Consider the following 21,307-nt stretch of genomic DNA (forward strand, 5'->3'; position numbering starts at 1 on the left):
CCGTCGCAACCAAAGCGACGGCGGCCTCATCGTGGTGAAAGGTCAGGCGGGGAGTTCGCGCAGGAGCTTGGCCACGTGGCCGGTGGCGCGGACGTTGTACATGGCCTTGACGATCTTGCCGTCGGGGCCGACGAGGAACGTCGAGCGGATCACGCCCTGGACGGTTTTGCCGTAGTTCTGCTTTTCGCCGAAGGCGCCCCATTCGGTGAGGACCTTCTTGTCCGGGTCGCCTAGCAGCGGGAAGGTCAGGCCTTCGGCGTCGCGGAACTTCGCGAGCTTCTCCTGCTTGTCCGGCGAGATGCCGACGACCTCGTAGCCGGAGTCGGCGAGGACTCCGAGGTTGTCGCGGAAGTCGCAGGCCTGCTTGGTGCAGCCCGGCGTGCTCGCGGCCGGGTAGAAGTACACGACCACGGACTTGCCGAGGTAGTCGGACAGGGACACCGGCTTGCCCTCGCTGTCGGGCAGCGTGAACGCGGGCGCCGTGTCACCAGGTTCGAGACGACTGGTCATGCCCTGAGCCTATTCGGGGGCCTACGCCTGGCCCTCGAAGACGGTGGGCGCGTCCTGGCCCTGTCCGCCCGGCTGGATCGTCAGCTCCATCCGCACGGCCGACTCCGGTACCGCGAACGCCAGCTGGAGCTGCGTGTCACGGCCTGGCTGGAGCTCGGCGACGGCGGCGGCGAGGCCGTTGAGGCCCTGTACGGAGTCGACGAGCTCGGCGGCGGGCTGGCCGTCAGCCAGTGCGCGTACGGCCAGCTGAGAGGAGCGGTAGGGCGACTTGGAGCCGTTGTAGACGGTGATCGTGAAGACCGCCGTGCGCTTGGCCGGGGGGATCGCCGTCGCGGACGGCGCGAGAGAGCGGGGAGCGGACACGACGACGGACAGACCGGAGGCCCACACGCGTTGTGTGCCGAACGCGGCGGCACCGGACGCGCTGGGCGTCTCGGCTCGCTGCTCGACTGTCAGGTTCTCGTTGGGAGTGACGGCGACACTGGGGCCCGCACATCCCGCCACGGCCAGCAACAGGCACAGGCCCGCGGCCGATTTGGCGAACTTCACGAACTCCCCTTTCCCACCCCGGCGGTGGGTGTGAGCGACTCACGTCAACTGTGACGGTGCCGAAGGGGCAGTGAGAACGAAAGTGGCCTGAAGAAGCGGACCTGGTGCCAGGCCGTGGCCGACTCGTGATGGGCGGCGTGGGCGGCGCCACACAGTGCGCCGGCCCCACGCCGTCCGATGCGACCGAGGTCGCTGGTGATGCTAGGGAGCGCGTCGGGGGGCGTGCGCGCTCATACCGATCATCGCCCACTGTGTGCCCCGCGCTACAAGCGGAGCCGTTTATCACCCGTTCAGACCAGTGCCAGTCGTACGAAACGTGAAGGTCACGCCTGACCGACTCACGTATGTGCGGCTGAACGGCCCAGCGATGGCGTCCGTTCGGCCACCTCGCTGAGGAGTTCGAACGAACGCAGGCGGTCTTCGTGCCCGTGCACGATGGTCGTCACCATGAGCTCGTCGGCCGCCGTCGACTCCATCAACTCGTCGAGCCCCGAACGGACCGTCGAGGGGGACCCGATGATCTGGCTGGACATGCGGTCCTCGATCACCAGCTCGTCGATCTCGGTGTACGGGTAGTCCGCCGCCTCCTGCGGCGTGGCCAGCGGCGCCGGGCTGCCCTGCCGCAGCCGCACGAACGAGAGCGCTCCCGGGCCCGCGATGTACCGGGCGTGCTCGTCGGTGTCGGCGACGATCACCGAGGCGCACACCATCGCGTAGGGCTCCTGGAGGACCTCGGACGGACGGAAGTGCCGCCGGTACAGCTCGAGCGCCGGCAGCGTGTTCTGCGCGCTGAAGTGGTGGGCGAACGCGAACGGCAGACCGAGCAGACCCGCGGCCTGCGCGCTGTAGCCCGACGAGCCGAGCAGCCAGATCGGCGGCTTGTTGCCCGCGGCGGGCACGGCGTTGAGGTCCGCGGTGCCCTCGAAGTACTTGATCAGCTCGGTCAGCTCCTGCGGGAAGTTCTCCGCGGAGAGACCGGCCTCGGTGCGGCGCAGCGCCCGCGCCGTCTTCTGGTCGGTGCCGGGCGCGCGGCCGATGCCGAGGTCGATGCGGCCGGGGTGCAGCGCCTCGAGCATGCCGAACTGCTCGGCGACCACGAGCGGCGCGTGGTTGGGCAGCATGACGCCGCCGGAACCGACGCGGATCGTCGACGTGGCGTCCGCGATGTGCCCGATGAGCACGGCCGGTGCGGACGAGGCGATGCCGGGCATGTTGTGGTGCTCGGCGAACCAGTAACGCCGGTAGCCGAGACGTTCGGCCTGCTGAGCGAGTTCCCGCGAGTTCCGCAGCGCGGTCGTCGCGTCCGACCCCGACGTGATGGGCGCGAGGTCGAGTACGGACAGCGGGATCTCACTCAGACGGCTCATGCATCGATCAACACCGATGCTTGGTCACTTCTTCCGTGAGCTGGGTAACTCGTTTCGCCGCCTTTTCGTAGGTGGTGCCCTCGGGGTGCAGCGTCAGCACCACGACGATGCTGAACAGGCACGTTCCGGACGTGTGCAGGGCCGGCGACTTCGTGTCCAGCTCCCACTGGATGCGCGGGCGCGGCCTGTCGACGCACGGCTTCGCCGGGTCGCCGAACCCCGACCAGCCCTGCTTGAACGCGGGCCTCCACGTGGCGGACGGCAGCCCGAACGACTGGTCGAACCCGTCCGACGCGCACTTCTCGGCTCGCTGCAGGTGCCCCATGATCGTCCGCCGCACCTTCGGCTTCGCGTCTTCCAGCAGGTACCGGTAGATCTTCACGACGTCATAGGCGCTCACGGCCGTGTAACCCCACATGCCGCGCTTCTCCGGCGGCCGCGTGTCCTTGAGCTTCAACCGCTCGGCCGTGCGCACGACCAACTGGTCCCAGCCGTTCTCCACCCACAGTTCGCTCGCCGCGTTGTCGTCGCTGACGCGCAGCATGGGCTCGATGCGCGGGTCGTCGCCGCGCGTCTCCAGCTGTTCGATCGCGATCAGGATCTTCACCAGTGAGGCGGATCTGATCGGCTTGTGCACGTCCCGGCCGGTCAACGTGTGCGTGATCCGGTCGTAGACCGCGTAGGAGGCCGTCGTGGTGGGAACGGGTGCCGCGAGCAACGCCATCGTCAGAAGTAGGTGCACGCTGCCGGAAGCTAGCGGCCGCCCGCACCTTTTGCGCGATGTTTTGTAGCTCACAGGTGAGAAGGACCGGCGACCTCCTTCCGTTGACCGAGATGTGACGGATGTGGTGGTGATCGGCGCGGGACAGGCGGGCCTGTCCGCCTCGTACTTCTTGCAGCGGCGCGGTGTCGAGCACGTGGTGCTGGACGCGAACGACTCGCCCGGCGGTGCCTGGCTGCACCGGTGGCCGAGCCTGCGCATGCGGACCGTGCACGGCATCCACGAACTCCCTGGTATGCCGTTCGAGCAGCCCGCACCCGACGAACGCGCGAACGAGGCCATCCCGTCCTACTTCGCCCGCTACGAACAGCTCTTCGACCTGCCCGTCGTCCGTCCGGTGAACGTCACCCAGGTGGTGAACGACGGCGCGCTGCTCAAGGTCGAGACCTCCGACGGCGTCTGGACCACGCGCGGCCTGATCAACGCGACCGGCACGTGGCGCCGCCCGTTCTGGCCGCACTACCCGGGCCAGGAGACGTTCCAGGGCCGCCAGCTGCACACCGCCGACTACGTGGGCCCCGCCGAGTTCGCCGGTAAGCGCGTCGTGGTCGTGGGTGGTGGCGCCTCGGCCACGCAGTTGCTCATGGAACTCGCTCCCTTCGCGGCGGAGACCCGCTGGGTCACGCGGCACGAACCGGTGTGGCGGGAAGGCCCGTTCACCGAGGACTACGGCCGCTGGGTGGTCGGCATGGTCGAGGAACGCGTGCGGGCCGGCCTGATTCCGCGCAGCGTCGTCAGCGTCACCGGGCTGGCGCTGACCGACCAGACGCGTGCCGCCATCGCGTCCGGGGTGCTGGACCGCAGGCCGATGTTCGAGCGGGTCACGCCCTCCGGCGTCGAGTGGGCTTCCGGGGAGCGCTTCGACGCCGACGTCATCCTGTGGGCCACCGGGTTCCGGCACGATCTGGACCACCTCGCCCCGTTGCGCCTGCGGGCTTCCGGCGGCGGGATCCAGGTGGACGGCACCCGCGTGGTGTCCGATCCGCGGATTCACCTCGTGGGGTACGGGCCGTCGGCCAGCACGATCGGGGCGAACCGGGCCGGCCGCAGTGCTGTTCGTGAGCTGATGGGACACCTGGACGGCCTCACAGCCGCGAAGCAGCCCGCTTCTTCGACAGCCGGGTGACCACGAAGACCACCACGGCCAGCACGGCGAGGCCCAGGACGACCTTCGAGCCGATGCCCACGTACTGCTCGACCAGGTGCCAGTTGTCGCCCAGCAGGTAGCCCGCGAGGATCAGCGCCGTGTTCCACAGCAGGCTGCCCGCGGCGGTGTAGGCGAGGAACGGTGCCAGTCGCATGCGTTCGACGCCGGCCGGGATCGAGATCAGGCTGCGGAAGACCGGGATCATGCGGCCGAAGAAGACCGCGCGGTAGCCGTTGCGCAGGAACCAGGCCTCTGTCCTGTCCACATCGGACACCCGGACCAGCGGCATGCGGGACGCGATGCGGCGCACCCGCTCCCGGCCCAGCGCGGCGCCGATCCAGTACAGCAGGACCGCGCCCGCGACGGACCCGAACGTGGTCCAGAGGATGGCGTCGAGGAGCGACATCTTGCCCTGGGCCGCGGTGAAGCCGGCCAGGGGCAGGAAGACCTCGCTGGGCAGCGGCGGGAACAGGTTCTCCAGCGCGATCGCCAAAGCCGCTCCGGGTGCGCCGGCCGTGTCCATCAGGTCGGTGACCCAGTCGACCAAGTTCATGCAGTCCAAGTTACGGACGCGGCGAGCCGGGGACATTGGGGTGAACCACAAGGTTGGGGTGGGGAAAACCCCACCCCAACCTCAGGGACCAGCCCTTAGACGCAGCGAATCCTTGCGTCCGCCCAGGAAGCGTGGTCGTTCTGCGTGCCGTCACCACCGTCCAGAACCCGCAGGGTGAGAGTCCTCACGCCGGTCACGTCCACGGCCAGGTCGCGGGCCGGGGAACGCACGCCGAGCACGTCCGTGCCGGCCAGCACCACGCCGTCGCCGAGCACCTGGAACGCGACGGTGCCGCCGACGCGCTGGCGGGCCACGTCCAAACCGGCCTCGTCGTCGACGCCGACCGAAGCGGCGAAGGCGGTGCAACGTGCGTCCAGTGCGTAGGTGATCTCGGACGACGCGTGCGTGCCGAGCCCCTTGCCATAGGTCACGCGGCGCAGAGCGATGCCGCGTCCGTCGCCGGCAGCGGCACCACCGTTCGTCAGGTCCTTCTCCACCGGGCCGTCACCGCCGACAGCCGACGTCCACGGCCGGTCCGACACGTACGACCAGCCGTCCGGCAGCGGCCGGACCAGGTGCACCCGCGCGGTCTTCTCCGACTCCACCCCCGAGTTGAACGACGCCACGACCGGGATGTCGAAGTAGCCGTAGGCCGAAGGCGAGGAAGGCGGCACGACGGTCCAGGTGCCGGACAAAGCCTGCCCAGGACGCACAACCCTTGCCGTGACCGGGTTTCCGCTCACCGACCATCCCGCGGGCACGCGCGGCGCCAACGTCACACCGCGCACGTCCGAGCGAGTGGTGAAGAGCCCGGTCACCGTGAACCCACGAGCAGAAGCCGACACCGAGGTCGAAGGCACCGCGGACACCGGCCGTTCACACGTGGAAGACCCGGCCCGGCAGGCAATGGCCGCGAAACCACCGTTGGCAGCCACGTCCAACGTCAGCACTTCCCCGGCGCGCACGGTCCGTGACTCACGCACGAGCCCCGCAGGACCGTCCCGCGTGATCTCCACCAGCCAGCGACCGGCAGGCAACGAGAAAGGTACCGACACCGTTCGCGCCGCACCGGCGTACCCGCCGCCGATGAACCACCGGTCGCCGGACCGCCGCGCGAACACCGAGTGGTCCGCGGGACGCCCGGACAGCAGCCGGGTCTCGTCCCACGCGGTCGGCACCTGGTCGACGAAGCGTTCGGCGACGGGCCGCGCGGCGTAGTCCTCCGGACGCCCGGCGAGGTTCGCGAGACCTGACTCGTAGATCACGGTCAACGCCAGCTCGTGCGCGTCCGACGTGGTGCGGGAAGGACGGTGCCAAGCCAACGGCGTGTAGTCCATGCCTCCGACGACACCGCGCGTGAACGGCAAGGCGGTCAGGTGCTGACCTGTCAGGCCAGAGGACTTCTCGCCGCCGTGCACGGCCTCCATCGTCATTACGTGCGGCCACGTGCGGTGAATGCCGTGCGGGATCGTCGAACCGTGGAAGTTCACGAGTAGACGGTGAGCGGCGGTCTCGGCGAGAATCCGGTCGTACCAGCGGTAGCGGTCCTGGCCGTCGGAGTCCATGAAGTCGATCTTCACGCCCGCGATGCCCCACCGTTCGAACAACGCCAGCCGGGCCGCGCTCTCCGCGGGCGTGTCCAGTTCGTCGTAGTGCACCCAGAGATGGATCTTCACGCCTCGTGCGGCGGCGTAGGAGACCAGCGAGGGGATCCACGAGGTCTGCTCCCACGACGGGTCGTAGTCCCAGTTCGGGTCGAAGTACCAGCCCGCGTCGACCAGTGCGTACGGCCAGCCGTGCGCCGCCGCGTAGTCCACGTACTGCTTCTGCATCGCGAGGCTCTGACCGGCCTCGCGGCCACCGGCGAGCCAGCTCCAGAACACCTTGCCGGGCTTGATCCACGACGTGTCGCGCACCTTCGACCGGGGCGCCAGGTCGTCCACGAGGGTCGACTCCGACACGTCCGCCAGCGAACCGACGACAGCGGTGCGCCACGGCGACTGCCACGGTCCGTCCACCGCGACCTGCTCGTCCCAGTACTTGACCGAGTAGACACCGGAACCGGCCGTGTGCGCGAGACGCGCACCGGAGTGCCTTCCGTCCACAGAGGACTCGGTGAGCAGCGCGTACACACCGTTCGTCTCGAACAGTGCCGGATGCAGGTAGTCGGCGGTCTCCGCGGCCGCCGCGTTCGTCTGCACGAACGGGTTTTCGTAGTCGCGCCGGTACTTCGCGATCCAGGCCGTGGCGGCAGCGGGAATGTGGAACGCCGAAGTCTCGCGCAGCACGTTGCCCAGCCCTGCCGGCAGTTCGTACCGATAGGCCACACCGTCGGCGGCGGTCCGCACGACAAGATCCAAACGGGCCGCTCCGGTGAACGAGTACCGCTCTTCTTTGTGGACCGCTGTGCGCTGTCGTTGCTTCCCGGACGACGCCGTGTAGTGCTCGACCACGCGTCGCTCGGTCCGCCCGGTCAGTCGTAGGCCAGTCGAAAGATCCGCTCTTTCCGTCACCACGCCCAGTGGGCCCGGTTCCAGCACCGTGGTGCCGCCACGGCTCACGGACAGGGTCGGAACGCCGTTCGAGAGCGTCACGACCGCTTTCGGCCACGGATCGGTTTGTGCTGCTGCTGTTGGAGTTGTGACGCTCGCTGTCAGCGCGATGACGAGTGCACCCGCCACATGCCATCGCACGGTGGACAACCGCATGCCAGTCCCCTCAGACGTCGGTCGCGGCGGCGACAGATCCGATGTATACGCGGTCGAGGGCCATTGGTCCACAACTCGCCGGTAAGGCCTTTCCGGCGGTTAATCGTTTGACTACGATGGACTTCGATGGCTGACCAGGTGGGGACGTGTGCGATCTGCGGCACCGCGACCGCCACTTCCCGGCGCAGACACGCGCGGTACTGCTCGAACGCCTGCCGGCAACGGGCCTACCGGCAGCGCGTCAACGAACCCGTGATGGCACTGGACAGTTTCATCGGCCGCGATGCGGAACTGCTCCGTCTCACCGGGTTGACCGACACGCGGATGCTCACGCTCGTCGGAGCGGCCGGGGTCGGGAAGACCAGGCTGATCAAGGAGTTCGTCGGAAGCCGGGCGACGCTGGTCGAGCTGGCCTCGGCGACGGACGTGACACGGGCGTGCGCGGCGGCGCTCGGCGAGCCGATCAGGGAGCCCGTCCTGAGCACGCTGGTGCGCGCGCTCGCCGGCCGCGAGACGTTGCTGGTGCTGGACAACTGCGAGCACGTCGCGGCGGAGTGCGCGGCGCTGCTGGAGCCGTTGCTGCTCGGCTGTCCCGGCCTCACGGTCATCGCGACCAGCCGGGAACCGCTGCGGGTGCCGGGCGAGGTGCTGGTCGCGGTGCCGCCGTTGTCGATCACGAACGCCGTGGAGCTGTTCATCGACCGCGCCAGCGCGAACCAGGTGGGTCTGAGGCTCGGCGACAGGGACGTGCTGGCCGCCCTGTGCGCGCGCCTGGACTGCCTCCCGCTGGCGATCGAGCTCGCGGCACGGCTGGTGACCGTGCTGCCCGTCAAGGAGCTTCTGGCGCGGCTGGACGACCGTCTGGAACTGCTCAACCGCGGCAACCGCACCGCCGCCGAACGCCACCAGAGCCTGCGCGCCGCGATCGGCTGGAGCTACGACCACCTGAGCGCCGACGAGCAGCACGTGTTCCGGTGCATCTCGCAGGGCCCTCGCGGCTTCGGGCTCGACGTCGCGGTCCAGGCCTGCGACCTGCCCTCGGACCGGGTGCTGGTGCTGCTGTCGGCGCTCGTGGCCAAGTCGCTGCTGACGTTCACCGCGGCGGGGCGGTTCGAGCAGCTGGAGTCGGTCCGGCTCTACGGCAGGGAGCGGCTCGCGGAGCAGTTCGCTGGGGATGTACCTGGTGGCGCAGCGGCTAACTTGAAGGTGGTTCGCCGCGGGCCAGCCCCTGCGGCGAACCACTAGAAACGGCTGACCCGGGGTGCGGGGTGTCCCCGCATCAGACCCGATCTGACCTGGGCGAACGTGCTCCGTGAGCACGCTTCGCCCAGGAAGATGGTGAGGTCGGGGGGACTCGAACCCCCACTGGCTGGGACCTAAACCCAGTGCCTCTGCCAATTGGGCTACGACCCCTCGCGTGGAAGCCTATCGGCCTTCCATGGACTCGCTCTCGCGGGTCTGACCAGGGTCACGCGAAGCCACGTCATCGACCGTCCACTACGGTTGCGGGCAGAACCGCTGCTAGGAGGACATGTGGCTCGCGATCCCGAGACCATTCAGCGCGAGATCGAGCAGGCTCGCACCGCGCTGGCCGCCACCCTGGACGAGCTCAGCGAGCGCGCCAACCCGCAGAAGCTCGTCGAGCAGGGCAAGTCGTCCGTGCTCGACGTGCTGAGCCAGCCCAAGGTCAAGTACACGTTGATCGCGGTCGGCGTGGTGGTCGGCTTCGCGCTGGTCCGCAAGCTCTTCCGCTAGAACGCTAGGAAACACGCACCAACGGCAGGAGCACCTGCTCGACGACCTTCTCCACGAACGGCTCGTCGAGCGGGTCCCCGGTCAGCATCAGCCGGTAGATCAGGGCGGCGCCCGCGATCTCGACCGCCATGCCGCGCGGGGCGTCGGCCTTGAGCTCGCCCCGTTCGGCTGCCCGGTCCAGGATGCCGCGCAGCACGTCGCGCTGTGAGATCAGGAAGGTCTCCCGGAACGCCGCTGCCAGCTCCGGCTCGTGCGGGAGTTCGCCCACGAGCGCCTGAGCGGCCTTGCCGATCGGTCCTGAGAGGAACGCGGCGAACGACGAGAGGAACTCGCGCAGGTCTCCGGCCAGCGAGCCGGTGTCCGGTGCCGCGAGGTTCTGCGTGGCGAGCTGGGTGCACGTGTCGATCACCAGATCGAGCTTCGACTCCCACCGCCGGTAGATCGTTGCCTTGCCCGCTCTCGCACGGGCCGCCACCGCGTCCATGGTGAGGGCCCGGTACCCGACCTCGGCCATCACCTCGAGCGCTGCCTGACGTAAAGCGTCGTCCCTGCTGGCGTCGCGAGGACGGCCCCGCTGGGGGACCCTGCCCTCGTTGAACGCCGTGGTCGACACGGCCATGGCCACCTCCTCGTACAGGGCACGGCTCATGCGTGTCCTCCCCGCCCCTTTGGCGGCACATCCTAGGCGTCTTACCCATCTCGCAGGGTGAGCAGCACCCGGTTGTTGCATCGTGTTGCGGTTGGTTGGGTCTTGCGCGATGTGCCCCAGAACTCCTACCTTTCGGGTTGTCTGGACCTGGCTGCCTCGCCGCGCAGCTGAACGTGAGCAGTTGTCATGCGCGGGCGAGGAGCGGGTAATGGTCTTGGGTAGAAGGGGTTTCCTCGGGGGAACCACGGCAGCGGTCCTGCTGTCCGGGTCGGGGGTGGCGACCGGGAAAGGGACCGGGCCATCGGAGGTATTCGAGTGCGACGGCATGTCGGAACGCGACTGGGAAGTTTTCGTCGGCGCGCAGGACCTCCTGTGGAGCAGGCCTCCGACCCAGTACGGGCAGGCGCCGTTCCTCGGTGACGGCCGCCTCGGCAGCGTCGTTTACGCAGAAGGAAACGTCGTCAGGTTCACCGTGCAGCACGCCGACGTGCAGGATCACCGCACAACGGGTGGCAGCCAGTTCGGGGTCTGCCGGCTTCCTGTCGGAAACCTGAAGATGACGGCGGCCGGCACCGTCACGGCCGTCGACTGGCGCCTCGACCTGTGGAACGCGGAGCTGCGTGGAACCGTGACCACGTCGCTCGGCGTGCTCACGTTCGCCGCCTACGTCCACTCCGAACGCTCCGTGCTGTCGCTGAACGTCACCGCGACGGGCGCGGAGAAGCCGGTGCTGGAGTTCGTTCCCGCCCAGGCGATTCCGCCTCGCGCGGACTTCAACCCGCTGCCGGAGGGGTACGTCCTCAACCCGGCCCCGGTGACGGCGGCGGACGGCCGCGAGACGCTGGTGACGCAGGCGCTGAACGCGGGCGGGCAGACGGCAACCGCTTTCCGCTTGATCACCCACGGCCGCACGCAACGGTTGCTGCTGTCGGTCGCGCACACCTACCCCGACGCGGCCGCCGACAAGATCGTGTTGAAGGCCGTGCGGGAGGCCGCGGTGCTCGGCGGGCGGCTGACGATGTCGCACCGCAAGTGGTGGAACGCCTTCTACCGCAAGAGCTTCCTGTCGTTCGGCGAGCAGCGGCTGCAGTCGTTCTACTGGATCCAGCTCTACAAGGTCGCGTCGGGTTCACGCGCCGGTAGCCCGGTGATGGCGACGACCGGTCCGTGGCTCGAGAAGACGCCGTGGGCCGCGGCCTGGTGGAACCTCAACGTGCAGCTGGAGTACTGGCTGATCCACGGCTCGAACCACCTGGAGCTGGACTCGATCGCGAGCACCCTGAAGGACAACCAGGAGCAGCTCGTCCGCAACGTCAAGGAGGCGTATCGGCACGACTCGGCGGGCGTCGGCCGCAGCACCGACCGCACGACGTCGAACGCCGGCACGCTGTACGAACCGGGCACTGGCGGCACCGGCGTGAAGGAGCTCGGCAACCTGACGTGGGCGCTGCACAACGTCTGGCTGTCCTACCGGCACAGCATGGACACCCGGATCCTGTCCGACGTCGTGTTCCCGCTGCTGCGCCGGTCGATCAACTACTACCTGCACTTCCTGAAGAAGGGGAGCGACGGCAAGCTCCACCTCGACGTCACCACCTCGCCCGAGTACGGCGACGCACCCGACTGCAACTACGACCTGCAGCTGATCCGCTGGGGCTGCCAGACGTTGATCGACTCCGCGGCCAAGCTCAAGATCAAGGACCCGCTCGAGCCGAAGTGGCGTGAGGTCCTGCGCGACCTGACGCCGTACCCGGTCGACGCCAACGGGTTCATGATCGGCGCAGGGGTGCCGTTCACCGTGTCGCACCGGCACTTCTCGCACCTGCTCGCCACGTTCCCGCTGATGACGGTGAACTGGGACCAGCAGGAGAACCGCGCGCTGATCGAGAAGTCGTTGCACCACTGGATGTCGCTGGAGCCCGCGCACCGCGGCTACAGCTACTCCGGGTCCGGCTCGATCGCCGCGCGCATGTTCCGCGGCGACGAGGCCTACGCGTACTTCGTGAAGATGTTCGACACCACCAAGCGCTTCCCGGTGCTCGAGAACACCATGTACACCGAGGCCGGCCCGGTCGTGGAGACCCCGCTGTCCGGTGCGCAGACGATCCACGACTTCGTGTGCCAGAGCTGGGGCGGGATCGTCCGGGTGTTCCCCGCCGTGCCGTCCGCGTGGCCCGACGTCATGATCGCCGATCACTCGGCAGAGGGCGGGTTCTCCGTCACCGCGAGGCGTGCGAAGGGCAAGACCGAGTTCGTGCTGGTCCGCAGCCGCGCGGGCGAGCCACTGGTGCTCCGGCACGGCATCGAGGGCCCGGTGTCAGTGGTGGCGCCGGTCCGCTACCACGACCGCGGTGACGGGACGCTGGAGATCCCGTTGCGCCGCGGGCAGGAAGTCCTGGTGCACCCCAGGGGCCGCCGCCCTGACCTGGCCGTCCGGCCGGTCGCCATCACGACCCCCGGCAAGCCCTGGGGTCTTCCCGCGTGATGCTCGGAAAGGAAAGCCCCATGCGCACCATCGCCTTGGCCGTGCTGTCCACAATGGTCAGTGCGGTTCTGGTCGTCCCCGCCGCTCAGGCGTTGCCGGACGGCCTCGCCCTGACCCCGCCGATGGGCTTCAACAACTGGAACACCACCGCCTGCCGCACCGAGTTCAACGAGGCGATGGTCAAGGGCATCGCCGACATCTTCGTCAACAAGGGTCTGAAGGACGCGGGCTACGAGTACGTCAACATCGACGACTGCTGGGCCGAGAAGACCCGCGACTCCGCCGGCAAGCTCGTCCCGAACAAGACGCGTTTCCCCAACGGAATCAAGGCCGTCGCCGACTACGTCCACTCCAAAGGCCTGAAGTTCGGCATCTACACGAGTGCCGGCACCAAGACCTGCAACAAGGACAACGGCTTCCCCGGTGGGCTGAACCACGAGGAGTCCGACGCGCAGCAGTTCGCGAGCTGGGGCGTCGACTACCTGAAGTACGACAACTGCAACAACCAGGGCGTCGACGCGAAGCAGCGCTACCGCAAGATGCGGGACGCGTTGAAGAAGACCGGCCGTCCGATCGTGTTCAGCCTGTGCGAGTGGGGTCAGAACAAGCCGTGGGAGTGGGCGTCTGACACCGGGCACCTCTGGCGCACCACCGGCGACATCAACGACACCTGGCCGCGCACGATGGACATCTACGAGAAGAACGTCGTGCTGGACTCCTACGCCGGACCGGGACACTGGAACGACCCGGACATGCTCGAAGTCGGTAATGGCAAGATGAGCGCCGTGCAGTACCGCAGCCACTTCTCGCTGTGGGCGATCATGGCAGCGCCGCTGCTGATCGGCTCGGACCTGCGCAAGGTCTCCGCCGACACGTTCACGATCCTGGAGAACAAGGACGTCATCGCGGTCGACCAGGACAAGCTCGGCGTGCAGGGCAAGCGGATCCGCACCACCGGCAAGTCCGGCGTCGACGTGATCGTGAAGCCGCTCGCGAACGGCGACAAGGCCGTGGCGCTGTTCAACAAGTCCGGCTCCACGCAGACGATCTCGACCTCGCTGGCGGAGATCGGCATGTCCGGCCCGGCGGTGCTGAAGGACCTCTGGACCAAGTCGTCGCGCACCACGACCGGCACGATCTCGGCCTCGGTGCCCTCGCTCGCCACGGTGATCTACCGCGTCTCGAAGGACGGCCCGCGGCCGACTCCACCGGCCGGCACCACCGACCTGTCCGCGTTCGAGGCGTCGTCCTCGGCCAACGGCTGGGGTCCCGTCGAGATCGACAGGTCCGTCGGCAACCAGGCCGCCGGTGACGGCAAGGCGATCACGATCAACGGTGTCGTGCACCAGAAGGGCTTGGGGGCGCACGCGGCCGGGACGATCGACTTCTACCTGGGCCGCAAGTGTTCCTCGCTGTCGGTGGACGTCGGGGTCGACGACGAAGTGGCCGCGGGCAAGGGATCGGTGATCTTCCAGGTGTTCGCGGACGAGGTGAAGGTCGCCGACTCCGGCAGGCTCACGGGCACCGACGCGGCGAAGAAGCTCACCGCGCCGCTCACCGACGCCGAGAACCTGCGGCTGGTGCTGACCGACGCCGGTGACGGCATCAACTCCGACCACGGCGACTGGGCCTCGCCGCGCATCACCTGCGCGTAGCCACGGCCAGCTGGGTCATGTACCGCTTCACGATCCGGCCGTCGTACCGCGTGTCGATCAGGGACGCGATGTCCGTGATCAGCTGATCGCGGTCCGGCAGCGCGACGGTGCCCGAATACGTGAGGAGCAGGTCCACGTACGCCTCGGTGTCGTAGGCCTGCTCCCACTCGTAGCGGTGGAACTCGGGCTCGTCGAAGAGCGTGCTGTCGTCGAACTCGCAGGGGATGTCCGACGCGGGGGACTGCCGCAGGTTCGGTGGTGTGGAGGGATCCCAGCGCTCGTAGCACTCCTGCACGTCCACGAAGAACTGCCGGGTCCCGCCGGCGATGTGGTGCGTCGAGATCACGGCCAGCACACCACCGGGACGCAACGCGGCGGCGCACCGGGCCATGCGGGTGTGCGGATCGAGCCAGTGGAACGCCGTCGCGCACACCACGAGGTCGAACGGCGTGGCGGGCAACGGCCACTCGTCGAAGTCCGCCACGACCACGTGGGCGCCGGGCGCGTGGGAACGGGCGACGTCGGCCAGGTCAGGGCTCAGCTCGACCGCCGTCACGTCGCCCAACGCGGTCAGCGGCAGCGTGGCCTGGCCCGTGCCTGGGGCGATCTCCAGGATTCGCGGGCCGTTCAGGCGTTCGAACAGCTGCGGGGGATAGGCGGGACGGGCCCGGTGGTAGCGGGCCGCGTCCTTTCCGAACGTGGTGCGCAAGTGCTCGCGGTCGGTCACCCGCCGAATTCAAGCGAGCGGGCCGGCAGCGCGTCCATCCCGTTTCGCGCGAAGCCCGCCCACGTGCTCCGGATGGTCTTCGCCAGTTCGGCGTCCGGCTCCTGCCCGGCCAGCATGCCCGCGCCGGCCCAGCCGTCCGGGTCGAACAGGAACGGCAGCTCCATGCAGTGGCACGAGCCCATGGGGGCGTCGGCGGGCGCCCACCGGAAGTTGTAGGTCGCGGCCTGACCGCCCGCCGCCGTCCAGTCCCGCGCCAGCTCACGGGCCCCGAGGGCGAAGATCAGCTCGGTCACCGCCGCCCAGTGCTCACGGCTCGGCACGTACGGGCTGCCGTCGTCGGCCGTGTGCCCGACGAGCAGCTCGACGCGGGACGCCGCCGCGGCGAGGTCGATCTCGTCCAGCACCGGGGCGAACGGCATGCCGCCGGACGGGGCGAACCGCGGCCCCATCTCGACGATCGCGGCGGCCTGGGCCGCCAGCACGTCGTCCACGGGGGTCGTGGCGTCGACCGAGATCGACGCACGCAGCGCGGCCGTCATCTCCGCACGTTCGGGACTGCGGGTGCCCAGCGGCGCGCTCTGCAGGATCGCCCGGTGGAACAGGTTCTCGGTATCGGTGAGCATCAGCGCGTAGACGGAGTCGGCGCCCGCGGACTGCCCGAACGCCGTCACGTTCGCGGCATCGCCGCCGAACGCGGCGATGTTGTCCCGCACCCAGCGCAACGCCGTGAGCTGGTCGAGCAGGCCCAGGTTGTCGTGCAGATAACCGAAAACGCCGAGGCGATAGCTGACGCTGACCACCACGACGCCTTCGGAGGCCAGCAACGAGGCGTCGTACTTCGTCGACTCGCCGCTGCCGGTCACGTAGGCGCCGCCGTGGAACCAGACCATCACCGGCAGGCCGGACGCGCCGGCGGGGGCGGTGACCGAAAGAACCTGGCAGTGCTCGTCGAACGACAGTCCCTCGACCGAGCTGCCGACCAGTGCGGCCAACGAGGACGGCGGCTGCGGGCAGGCAGGGCCACGTTCTCCGGCGTCGATCACACCGTCCCATTTGTACGGCTCGGGCGCGGCGAACCGGGAAGCTGTCGCATATCGGACACCACGCGCTCGCACGAGACCTTCGGTGATCGGCACGGTCCCGATCCTAGGCGCGTAACCAATTGCACAGCGTCTCGATTCGGCGGGAACGGCCACTTAGGAGGACCATGTAACGGTTGAGCAACGAGACAAGAGGAGGGCTCCAGGTGCGGGCTACGACGATCTACGGCACCCGGGACATTCGCGTTGAGGAGGTGCCGGACGCGGCGATCAAGGAGGCCACCGATGTCGTCGTCCGGGTCGAGCTCGCGTGCATCTGCGGCAGCGACCTGTGGGCGTACCGCGGCGTGGCCAAGCGCGCGGACGGGCAGCGGATCGGGCACGAGTTCCTCGGCATCGTCGAGGAGGTCGGCGGGGACGTGAAGAGCGTCCAGGTCGGCGACCGGGTCATCGCGCCGTTCGTGTGGAGCGACGGCACGTGCGCGTACTGCCAGGCCGGACTGCAGACGTCGTGCCGCGCCGGTGGGTTCTGGGGCAGCAAGGGCAGCGACGGCGGTCAGGGTGAGGCCGTGCGCGTGCCGCAGGCCGACGGCACGCTCGTCAGGGTCCCCGCGGACGCGCCGGCGTCGCTGCTGCCCGCGTTCCTGAGCCTGTCCGACGTCATGGGCACCGGTCATCACGCGGCCATGGGCGCGGGCGTCGGTCCCGGCAGCACGGTCGCGGTCGTCGGTGACGGCGCGGTGGGCCTGTGCGGCGTGCTCGCGGCCAAGCGGCTCGGTGCCGAGCGGATCATCGCGATGGGCCGCCACGAGGACCGGGCGAAGATCGCGTCGCTCTTCGGCGCCACGGACCAGGTCGCCGAACGCGGTGAGGCCGCGATCGAGCGCATCAAGGAGATGACCGGCGGCCTCGGGGCGTCGGCCGTGCTGGAGTGCGTCGGCACCGAGCAGTCGTGGGGGACCGCGATGGGCATCGTGCGCGACGGCGGCCGGATCGGCTACGTCGGTGTGCCGCACGAGATGCCGGGCCTGCCGCTGGGCAAGCTGTTCGGCCGCAACATCGCCATCGGCGGCGGTGTCGCGCCCGTGCGGGCGTACCTGCCGGAGCTGCTGGCCGACGTGCTCGCCGGACGGATCGACCCCGGTCCCGTGTTCGACCGGACGGTCTCGCTCGACGACGTCGCGCTGGGCTACCAGGCGATGGACGAGCGGACCGCCCTCAAGGTCATCGTGCAGCCCCAGATCGCGGGCTAGTCGTCAGGACGTAGTCCTCGGCGCGCACGCGCTTGGTCCGCATCCAGTACCGCCAGGTGAATCCCGGCCACACGGTGCGGTTCACGCCCTGCGCGTCGAGGTACCAGCTCTTGCAGCCACCCTGGGTCCAGACGCCCTTGGTGAGCTTCCGCTGGATCTCCTCGTTGAACTCCTGCTGGGCCTCCAGCCGTACGTCCAGCTCCGCTGCGCGGTGTTTGTCGAGGAGCTGGAGGCACTGCGAGATGTACCGGATCTGCGACTCGATCATGAACACGACCGAGTTGTGGCCGAGCCCGGTGTTGGGGCCCAGCAGGAAGAACAGGTTGGGGAACCCCGAGACCGTGATGCCGTAGTAGGTCTCGATGCCCTCCTGACGCCACTGCTTCGCGAGGTCGACGCCGTCCTTGCCCTGGATGTCCAGGTAGTCGAACGAGTCGACGACGTGGAACCCGGTGCCGTAGATGATGACGTCGACCTCGTGCTCGACGCCCGCACTGTCCACGATGGACTTCTCGCGCACCTCGGAGACCTTGTCCGTCACCAGGTCGACGTTCGGGTAGCCCAGCGCCGGGTAGAAGTCGTTGGAGATCAGCACCCGCTTGCAGCCCATGGTGTAGTCGGGCTTCAGCTGCCTGCGCAGCTTCGGGTCCGGCACCTGCTTCTTCATGTGCCGCAACGCGATTCCCTGCGCGAACTGCATGATCTTCGGGTTGACCGCGAATCCCAGCGCACTCGACTCCCGCGTCCAGTAGACGAAGTCGCGGTAGAGCCGTTGGGTGAAGGGCAAGGCGCGGAACAGCTTCTGCTCCCAGCCGTTGATCTCGCGGTCGGCCTTGGGCATGATCCACGGCGGCGTGCGCTGGAAGATCTTCATCGAACCGACCTGGCCCGCGATCTTCGGCACGAACTGGATCGCGGACGCGCCCGTGCCGATGACGGCGACGCGCTTCCCGGTCAGGTCGTAGTCGTGGTCCCACTGCGCGCTGTGGAACGCCTTGCCGCTGAAGTTCTCGATGCCCGGCAGCTCGGGGACGTTCGGGATGTGCAACGCGCCGACGCCCGCGACCAGCGCCTGGGCCGTGTAGGTGTCGCCCTGCTCGGTCGTGACGTTCCAGCGCTTGGTCTCGTCGTCCCACTGCGCACCGGAGACCTTGGTGTTGAAGCGGATGTGCGGCCGCAGCCGGTACTTGTCGGCGACCCGCTGCAGGTAGTCGAAGATCTCGCCCTGCTGGGCGAACATCCGCGACCACCTGGGGTTCATCTCGAACGAGAACGAGTACATGTGCGACGGCACGTCACACGCGCAGCCGGGGTAGGAGTTGTCGCGCCAGGTGCCACCGAGGTCGGCGGCCTTCTCCAGCACCACGAAGTCGTGCTCACCGCGGCGCTTCAGCTCGATGGCCATGCCCAGGCCGGAGAAGCCGGTGCCGATGACGAGCACTTTCGTCTCTCGGTGCATGGGGAAGTCCCTCCGCTCGCGGTAGCTACTTCTCGGTAGGTTACCCCGAGTAAGTTACGAGCGGTAGACTCCATTCGTGACAGCCCCTCGGCGCCGAATGCCCAAAGCCCAGCGCATGGCTCAGATGCTCACCGTCGCTGAGGAGATCTTCGCCGAGCAGGGCTATCTCGCCACTTCGATGGACGAGATCGCCGAACGCGTGGGCGTCTCGAAGCCGATGCTCTACGAGTACTTCGGCTCGAAGGAAGGCCTGCTCATCGGCTGCATCCACCGGGCGCGCACGGAGCTGCGGGAGAAGACCGCGGCGGCGATCGCGGGTGCCGGGAGCCCCGAGGAGTTCCTCCGGCGGGGGCTGCTCGCGTTCTTCGAGTTCATCGACGAGCACCGCAGGTCGTGGGCGCTGTTGCGGCAGGAGGCGGCCGTGGCGGTGCCGTCGGCGCAGGAGGAAGTGGAAGGCATCCGTCAGCAGCAGACGGACATGATCGGGGCCGTGCTGGCGTCGTTCACGCCGGAGATGGACCCGCTGGAGGCGGAGGCGTTCGCCGAGATCGTCGTCGGCGCGACGGAACGCCTCGCGGTGTGGATGGAGCGCAGGCCCACGGTGGGGCCCGCGCTCGCAACCGACTACGTGATGGCCGTGATCTGGCCGGGTGTCTCAGCCAGACTCATGAAGCAGCCTTTACCCGCTCAGCCCGCATAGCGCTGACGGCCGGGAGGTCCAGCGGAGCGAGCTTGGTGCCCGTGGCCCACTCGATCAGCAGGTCCGCGAGCTGCGGGTTGCGCGGCAGCACCGGGCCGTGCAGGTAGGTGCACAGGATCCGGCCCTGGACGGCGCCCTCGACGCTGCCGTCGTTGCCGGTGCCGACCTTGACGTGTGCGAGCGGCCGGGCGGCCGGGCCGAGCACGGTGCGGCCCTGGTGGTTCTCGAAGCCGGTCAGCACGCCCTCGAACAGGCCGTCCGCCGGCTCGGCGAGGACCTCGCCGATCGCGCGGCTGCCGCCTGCGTGCGAGGTCGAGTCGATCAGGCCCATGCCGGGGTGGGTGATGTTGTCGGCACGGGTGAAGCTCTCGCCGAAGATCTGGATGCCGGCGCAGACGCCCAGCACCACCGCGTTCTTCGTGACGGCGCGCTGGAGGCCGGGGTGCTCGCGCAGGTGCTTCACCGCCAGCGTCTGCGCGGTGTCCTCACCGCCGCCGACGACGTAGATGTCGCACGAGTCCGGCACCGGCTGGCCGTAGTTGATCGGCACGATCTCGGCTTTGATGCCGCGCCACGTCATGCGCTTCTCGAGGACCACGGCGTTGCCGAAGTCGCCGTACGTGCCGAGGAGATCCGGCAGCACGAGCGCGATCTGGATTGTCGACTCACTCATCAGCGGCAGCCCTGGCATTCAAGTCGCGGAACGCGGTGTAGTTGGCGATGACCTCGACTGCTCCCGGCGGCATCTGGTCGATGGCCTTCAGCGGGTCGGGCACGATCGTGTGCTGGACCTCGGCGTAGGTCAGGCGGACGGCGAGATCGGTCGCGCGCTCGCCGGACGCGATGACCGTGCGGCCCTGCAGGCGTTCGAAGGGGACGTCCCACAACCACGAGAGGTCGCGGCCGTCGGCCTCGTTGGCGTTGATCACCAGGACGGCCGGGTGGTTGGCCTCCTTGACGACCGTGAGGGTCTCGCTCCAGCCCGCCGGGTTCTTGCTGAGCAACAGACGCGCGCTGCGGCCGTTGCGCTGGATCGTGCGGTAGCGGCCGCTCACGTTCGAGACGCCGCGCAGACGGCGGACCGCCTCCTCCGCGGGCACACCCATCGCGTGGGCGGCCGCGGACGCCATGACGGCGTTGGCCTGGTTGAACTTGCCCGGCAGCGTGAGGCGCAGCTCGAGCTTCTGGTGCTCCGGGGTGATCATCGACTCGTCGGCGGTGATCCAGTTCGGGTGCGGACGCGCGAGGTCGCAGCCCGTGCAGTGCCAGTGCTCGCCCTGCCAGCTGATCGGGTTGCCGCAGCGGGGGCAGCTCGCCGAGTCGTGGTGCCAGCCGGTGCCGGTGGCGACCCAGACGACCTTGGAGGCGTTCCAAGCCGCGCTCGTCACCATCACGTCGTCGCAGTTCGCGACGATCGTGCAGTTCTGGAGCTTGTTGACGGCGTCACGCAGCGAGCGCTCGATCGTGCGGACCTCGCCGACGCGGTCGAGCTGGTCGCGCGAGAGGTTCAGGATCACCGCGACGGACGGGTTGCTGGCGCCCGCGACGGCGGGGAAGTAGCCCTCGTCGCACTCCAGCACCGCGTACGGGGCGTCCGGCTGCTTCGAGAGCGCCGTGACGTGACCATCGGGCATGTTCGCGCCGCTGTGGTTCGTGGCGACCTCGCCCAGCGCGCCCACGGCCCTCGCCAGCATCATCGTGCTGGTCGTCTTGCCGTTGGTGCCCGTCACGACGGCGACGTTGCGGCCCTGGGTGAGGCGGTTGAGGGCCTGCGGGTCGAGCTTCAGCGCAACCCGGCCGCCGATCATGCCGCCGGCGCCGAGGCCCATCTTCTGCGACAGCGTGGAGCTCAGGTTGCCCAGCTTCACGGCGGCTGCGGTGCGCAGAGGGAGGCGGGCGGGGGAATCGTTCACCCCGGCGATGTTACCGGCGTTGCTCTTTGCCCCTTTTCGGACGGTCGTTGCGTTGG

General features: G+C 68.8%; 19 protein-coding genes and 1 tRNA gene. 7 read left to right on the forward strand and 13 right to left on the reverse strand.

The window, feature by feature from the left end; all coding sequences use genetic code 11:
- Positions 1-42 precede the first annotated feature (42 nt).
- The 4 genes from bcp to BM417_RS24485 form a co-directional block, all read right to left on the reverse strand.
- Positions 43-510, reverse strand: coding sequence for a thioredoxin-dependent thiol peroxidase (gene bcp, locus BM417_RS24470; protein ID WP_093598740.1), 468 nt, complete (start codon positions 508-510; stop codon positions 43-45).
- 21 nt (positions 511-531) lie between these two features.
- Positions 532-1,059, reverse strand: coding sequence for a hypothetical protein (locus BM417_RS24475; protein WP_093598743.1), 528 nt, complete (start codon positions 1,057-1,059; stop codon positions 532-534).
- A gap of 338 nt (positions 1,060-1,397) precedes the next feature.
- The gene (locus BM417_RS24480; RefSeq protein ID WP_093598746.1) at positions 1,398-2,426 is read right to left on the reverse strand and encodes an LLM class flavin-dependent oxidoreductase; all 1,029 of its coding nucleotides are present in this window, start codon (positions 2,424-2,426) and stop codon (positions 1,398-1,400) included.
- A 7-nt stretch (positions 2,427-2,433) separates the two neighbouring features.
- Positions 2,434-3,168 (reverse strand): hypothetical protein, encoded by a 735-nt coding sequence (locus BM417_RS24485; protein ID WP_245822133.1) that lies wholly within the window; start codon positions 3,166-3,168, stop codon positions 2,434-2,436.
- A gap of 94 nt (positions 3,169-3,262) precedes the next feature.
- Here BM417_RS24485 and BM417_RS24490 point away from each other — a divergent pair, with 94 nt between their 5' ends.
- On the forward strand, positions 3,263-4,333 hold the full coding sequence (locus BM417_RS24490; RefSeq protein ID WP_093598749.1) for an FAD-dependent oxidoreductase: 1,071 nt from the start codon (positions 3,263-3,265) through the stop codon (positions 4,331-4,333).
- Here the strand turns inward: BM417_RS24490 and BM417_RS24495 are convergent.
- Entirely contained in the window at positions 4,293-4,907 is a 615-nt protein-coding gene (locus BM417_RS24495) for a DedA family protein (protein WP_245822134.1), read from the reverse strand. The genes BM417_RS24490 and BM417_RS24495 overlap by 41 nt on opposite strands.
- 95 nt (positions 4,908-5,002) lie before the next feature.
- Positions 5,003-7,615: a glycoside hydrolase family 97 catalytic domain-containing protein gene (locus tag BM417_RS24500; RefSeq protein WP_093598755.1), complete on the reverse strand. Its 2,613-nt coding sequence runs from the start codon at positions 7,613-7,615 to the stop codon at positions 5,003-5,005.
- A gap of 126 nt (positions 7,616-7,741) precedes the next feature.
- Between BM417_RS24500 and BM417_RS24505 the strand changes: the two genes are divergently transcribed.
- A complete protein-coding gene (locus BM417_RS24505; protein WP_093598758.1) occupies positions 7,742-8,860 on the forward strand; it encodes an ATP-binding protein in 1,119 nt (372 codons plus the stop codon).
- 91 nt (positions 8,861-8,951) lie between these two features.
- Here the strand turns inward: BM417_RS24505 and BM417_RS24510 are convergent.
- Positions 8,952-9,028, reverse strand: a tRNA-Leu gene (locus tag BM417_RS24510).
- Between the two features lie 120 nt (positions 9,029-9,148).
- Between BM417_RS24510 and BM417_RS24515 the strand changes: the two genes are divergently transcribed.
- Positions 9,149-9,370, forward strand: a complete 222-nt coding sequence (locus tag BM417_RS24515) for a DUF3618 domain-containing protein (RefSeq protein WP_093598761.1) — start codon at positions 9,149-9,151, stop codon at positions 9,368-9,370.
- A 4-nt stretch (positions 9,371-9,374) separates the two neighbouring features.
- Here BM417_RS24515 and BM417_RS24520 read toward each other — a convergent pair whose 3' ends face one another.
- Positions 9,375-10,019 carry a TetR/AcrR family transcriptional regulator gene (locus BM417_RS24520; RefSeq protein ID WP_245822135.1) on the reverse strand — a complete coding sequence of 215 codons (645 nt, stop codon included), beginning with the start codon at positions 10,017-10,019 and terminating at the stop codon, positions 9,375-9,377.
- Between the two features lie 325 nt (positions 10,020-10,344).
- Between BM417_RS24520 and BM417_RS24525 the strand changes: the two genes are divergently transcribed.
- Both BM417_RS24525 and BM417_RS24530 read left to right on the forward strand, forming a co-directional pair.
- Positions 10,345-12,504 (forward strand): glycosyl hydrolase family 95 catalytic domain-containing protein, encoded by a 2,160-nt coding sequence (locus BM417_RS24525; protein WP_093598763.1) that lies wholly within the window; start codon positions 10,345-10,347, stop codon positions 12,502-12,504.
- Between the two features lie 20 nt (positions 12,505-12,524).
- Positions 12,525-14,159 carry an NPCBM/NEW2 domain-containing protein gene (locus BM417_RS24530; protein WP_218164544.1) on the forward strand — a complete coding sequence of 545 codons (1,635 nt, stop codon included), beginning with the start codon at positions 12,525-12,527 and terminating at the stop codon, positions 14,157-14,159.
- On the opposite strand, the gene BM417_RS24535 is transcribed toward BM417_RS24530, so the two are convergent.
- A complete protein-coding gene (locus tag BM417_RS24535; RefSeq protein ID WP_093598766.1) occupies positions 14,146-14,886 on the reverse strand; it encodes a class I SAM-dependent methyltransferase in 741 nt (246 codons plus the stop codon). The two genes, BM417_RS24530 and BM417_RS24535, sit on opposite strands and share 14 nt — an antisense overlap.
- Positions 14,883-16,022, reverse strand: coding sequence for a carboxylesterase family protein (locus tag BM417_RS24540; protein ID WP_218164545.1), 1,140 nt, complete (start codon positions 16,020-16,022; stop codon positions 14,883-14,885). Before BM417_RS24540 ends, BM417_RS24535 begins: the two co-directional genes overlap by 4 nt.
- A 110-nt stretch (positions 16,023-16,132) precedes the next feature.
- On the opposite strand from BM417_RS24540, the gene BM417_RS24545 reads away from it, so the two are divergent.
- Positions 16,133-17,179, forward strand: a complete 1,047-nt coding sequence (locus tag BM417_RS24545; protein ID WP_093598769.1) for a zinc-dependent alcohol dehydrogenase family protein — start codon at positions 16,133-16,135, stop codon at positions 17,177-17,179.
- Here BM417_RS24545 and BM417_RS24550 read toward each other — a convergent pair.
- Entirely contained in the window at positions 17,151-18,638 is a 1,488-nt protein-coding gene (locus BM417_RS24550) for a flavin-containing monooxygenase (protein ID WP_093598772.1), read from the reverse strand. The two genes, BM417_RS24545 and BM417_RS24550, sit on opposite strands and share 29 nt — an antisense overlap.
- 115 nt (positions 18,639-18,753) lie before the next feature.
- On the opposite strand from BM417_RS24550, the gene BM417_RS24555 reads away from it, so the two are divergent.
- Positions 18,754-19,338, forward strand: coding sequence for a TetR/AcrR family transcriptional regulator (locus tag BM417_RS24555; protein ID WP_093598774.1), 585 nt, complete (start codon positions 18,754-18,756; stop codon positions 19,336-19,338).
- Here the strand turns inward: BM417_RS24555 and BM417_RS24560 are convergent.
- Together BM417_RS24560 and BM417_RS24565 are read right to left on the reverse strand one after the other, a co-directional pair.
- Entirely contained in the window at positions 19,304-20,011 is a 708-nt protein-coding gene (locus BM417_RS24560; protein WP_093599347.1) for a type 1 glutamine amidotransferase, read from the reverse strand. The genes BM417_RS24555 and BM417_RS24560 overlap by 35 nt on opposite strands.
- A complete protein-coding gene (locus BM417_RS24565; RefSeq protein ID WP_245822136.1) occupies positions 20,004-21,251 on the reverse strand; it encodes a MurT ligase domain-containing protein in 1,248 nt (415 codons plus the stop codon). The genes BM417_RS24560 and BM417_RS24565 overlap by 8 nt, the downstream gene beginning before the upstream one ends.
- Between the last annotated feature and the right edge of the window lie 56 nt (positions 21,252-21,307).

Origin of the sequence: Lentzea waywayandensis (genome assembly GCF_900115955.1) — a bacterium.
In the GTDB taxonomy this organism is placed as follows: domain Bacteria; phylum Actinomycetota; class Actinomycetes; order Mycobacteriales; family Pseudonocardiaceae; genus Lentzea; species Lentzea waywayandensis.

Coding starts and splice junctions, on each gene's coding strand:
- BM417_RS24560 (WP_093599347.1), bottom strand. CDS start 20,011: ATGAGTGAGTCGACAATCCAGATCGCGCTCGTGCTGCCGGATCTCCTC.
- BM417_RS24555 (WP_093598774.1), top strand. CDS start 18,754: ATGGCTCAGATGCTCACCGTCGCTGAGGAGATCTTCGCCGAGCAGGGC.
- BM417_RS24525 (WP_093598763.1), top strand. CDS start 10,345: ATGTCGGAACGCGACTGGGAAGTTTTCGTCGGCGCGCAGGACCTCCTG.
- BM417_RS24495 (WP_245822134.1), bottom strand. CDS start 4,907: ATGAACTTGGTCGACTGGGTCACCGACCTGATGGACACGGCCGGCGCA.
- BM417_RS24520 (WP_245822135.1), bottom strand. CDS start 10,019: ATGAGCCGTGCCCTGTACGAGGAGGTGGCCATGGCCGTGTCGACCACG.
- BM417_RS24500 (WP_093598755.1), bottom strand. CDS start 7,615: ATGCGGTTGTCCACCGTGCGATGGCATGTGGCGGGTGCACTCGTCATC.
- BM417_RS24550 (WP_093598772.1), bottom strand. CDS start 18,638: ATGCACCGAGAGACGAAAGTGCTCGTCATCGGCACCGGCTTCTCCGGC.
- BM417_RS24530 (WP_218164544.1), top strand. CDS start 12,525: ATGCGCACCATCGCCTTGGCCGTGCTGTCCACAATGGTCAGTGCGGTT.
- BM417_RS24480 (WP_093598746.1), bottom strand. CDS start 2,426: ATGAGCCGTCTGAGTGAGATCCCGCTGTCCGTACTCGACCTCGCGCCC.
- bcp (WP_093598740.1), bottom strand. CDS start 510: ATGACCAGTCGTCTCGAACCTGGTGACACGGCGCCCGCGTTCACGCTG.
- BM417_RS24505 (WP_093598758.1), top strand. CDS start 7,742: ATGGCTGACCAGGTGGGGACGTGTGCGATCTGCGGCACCGCGACCGCC.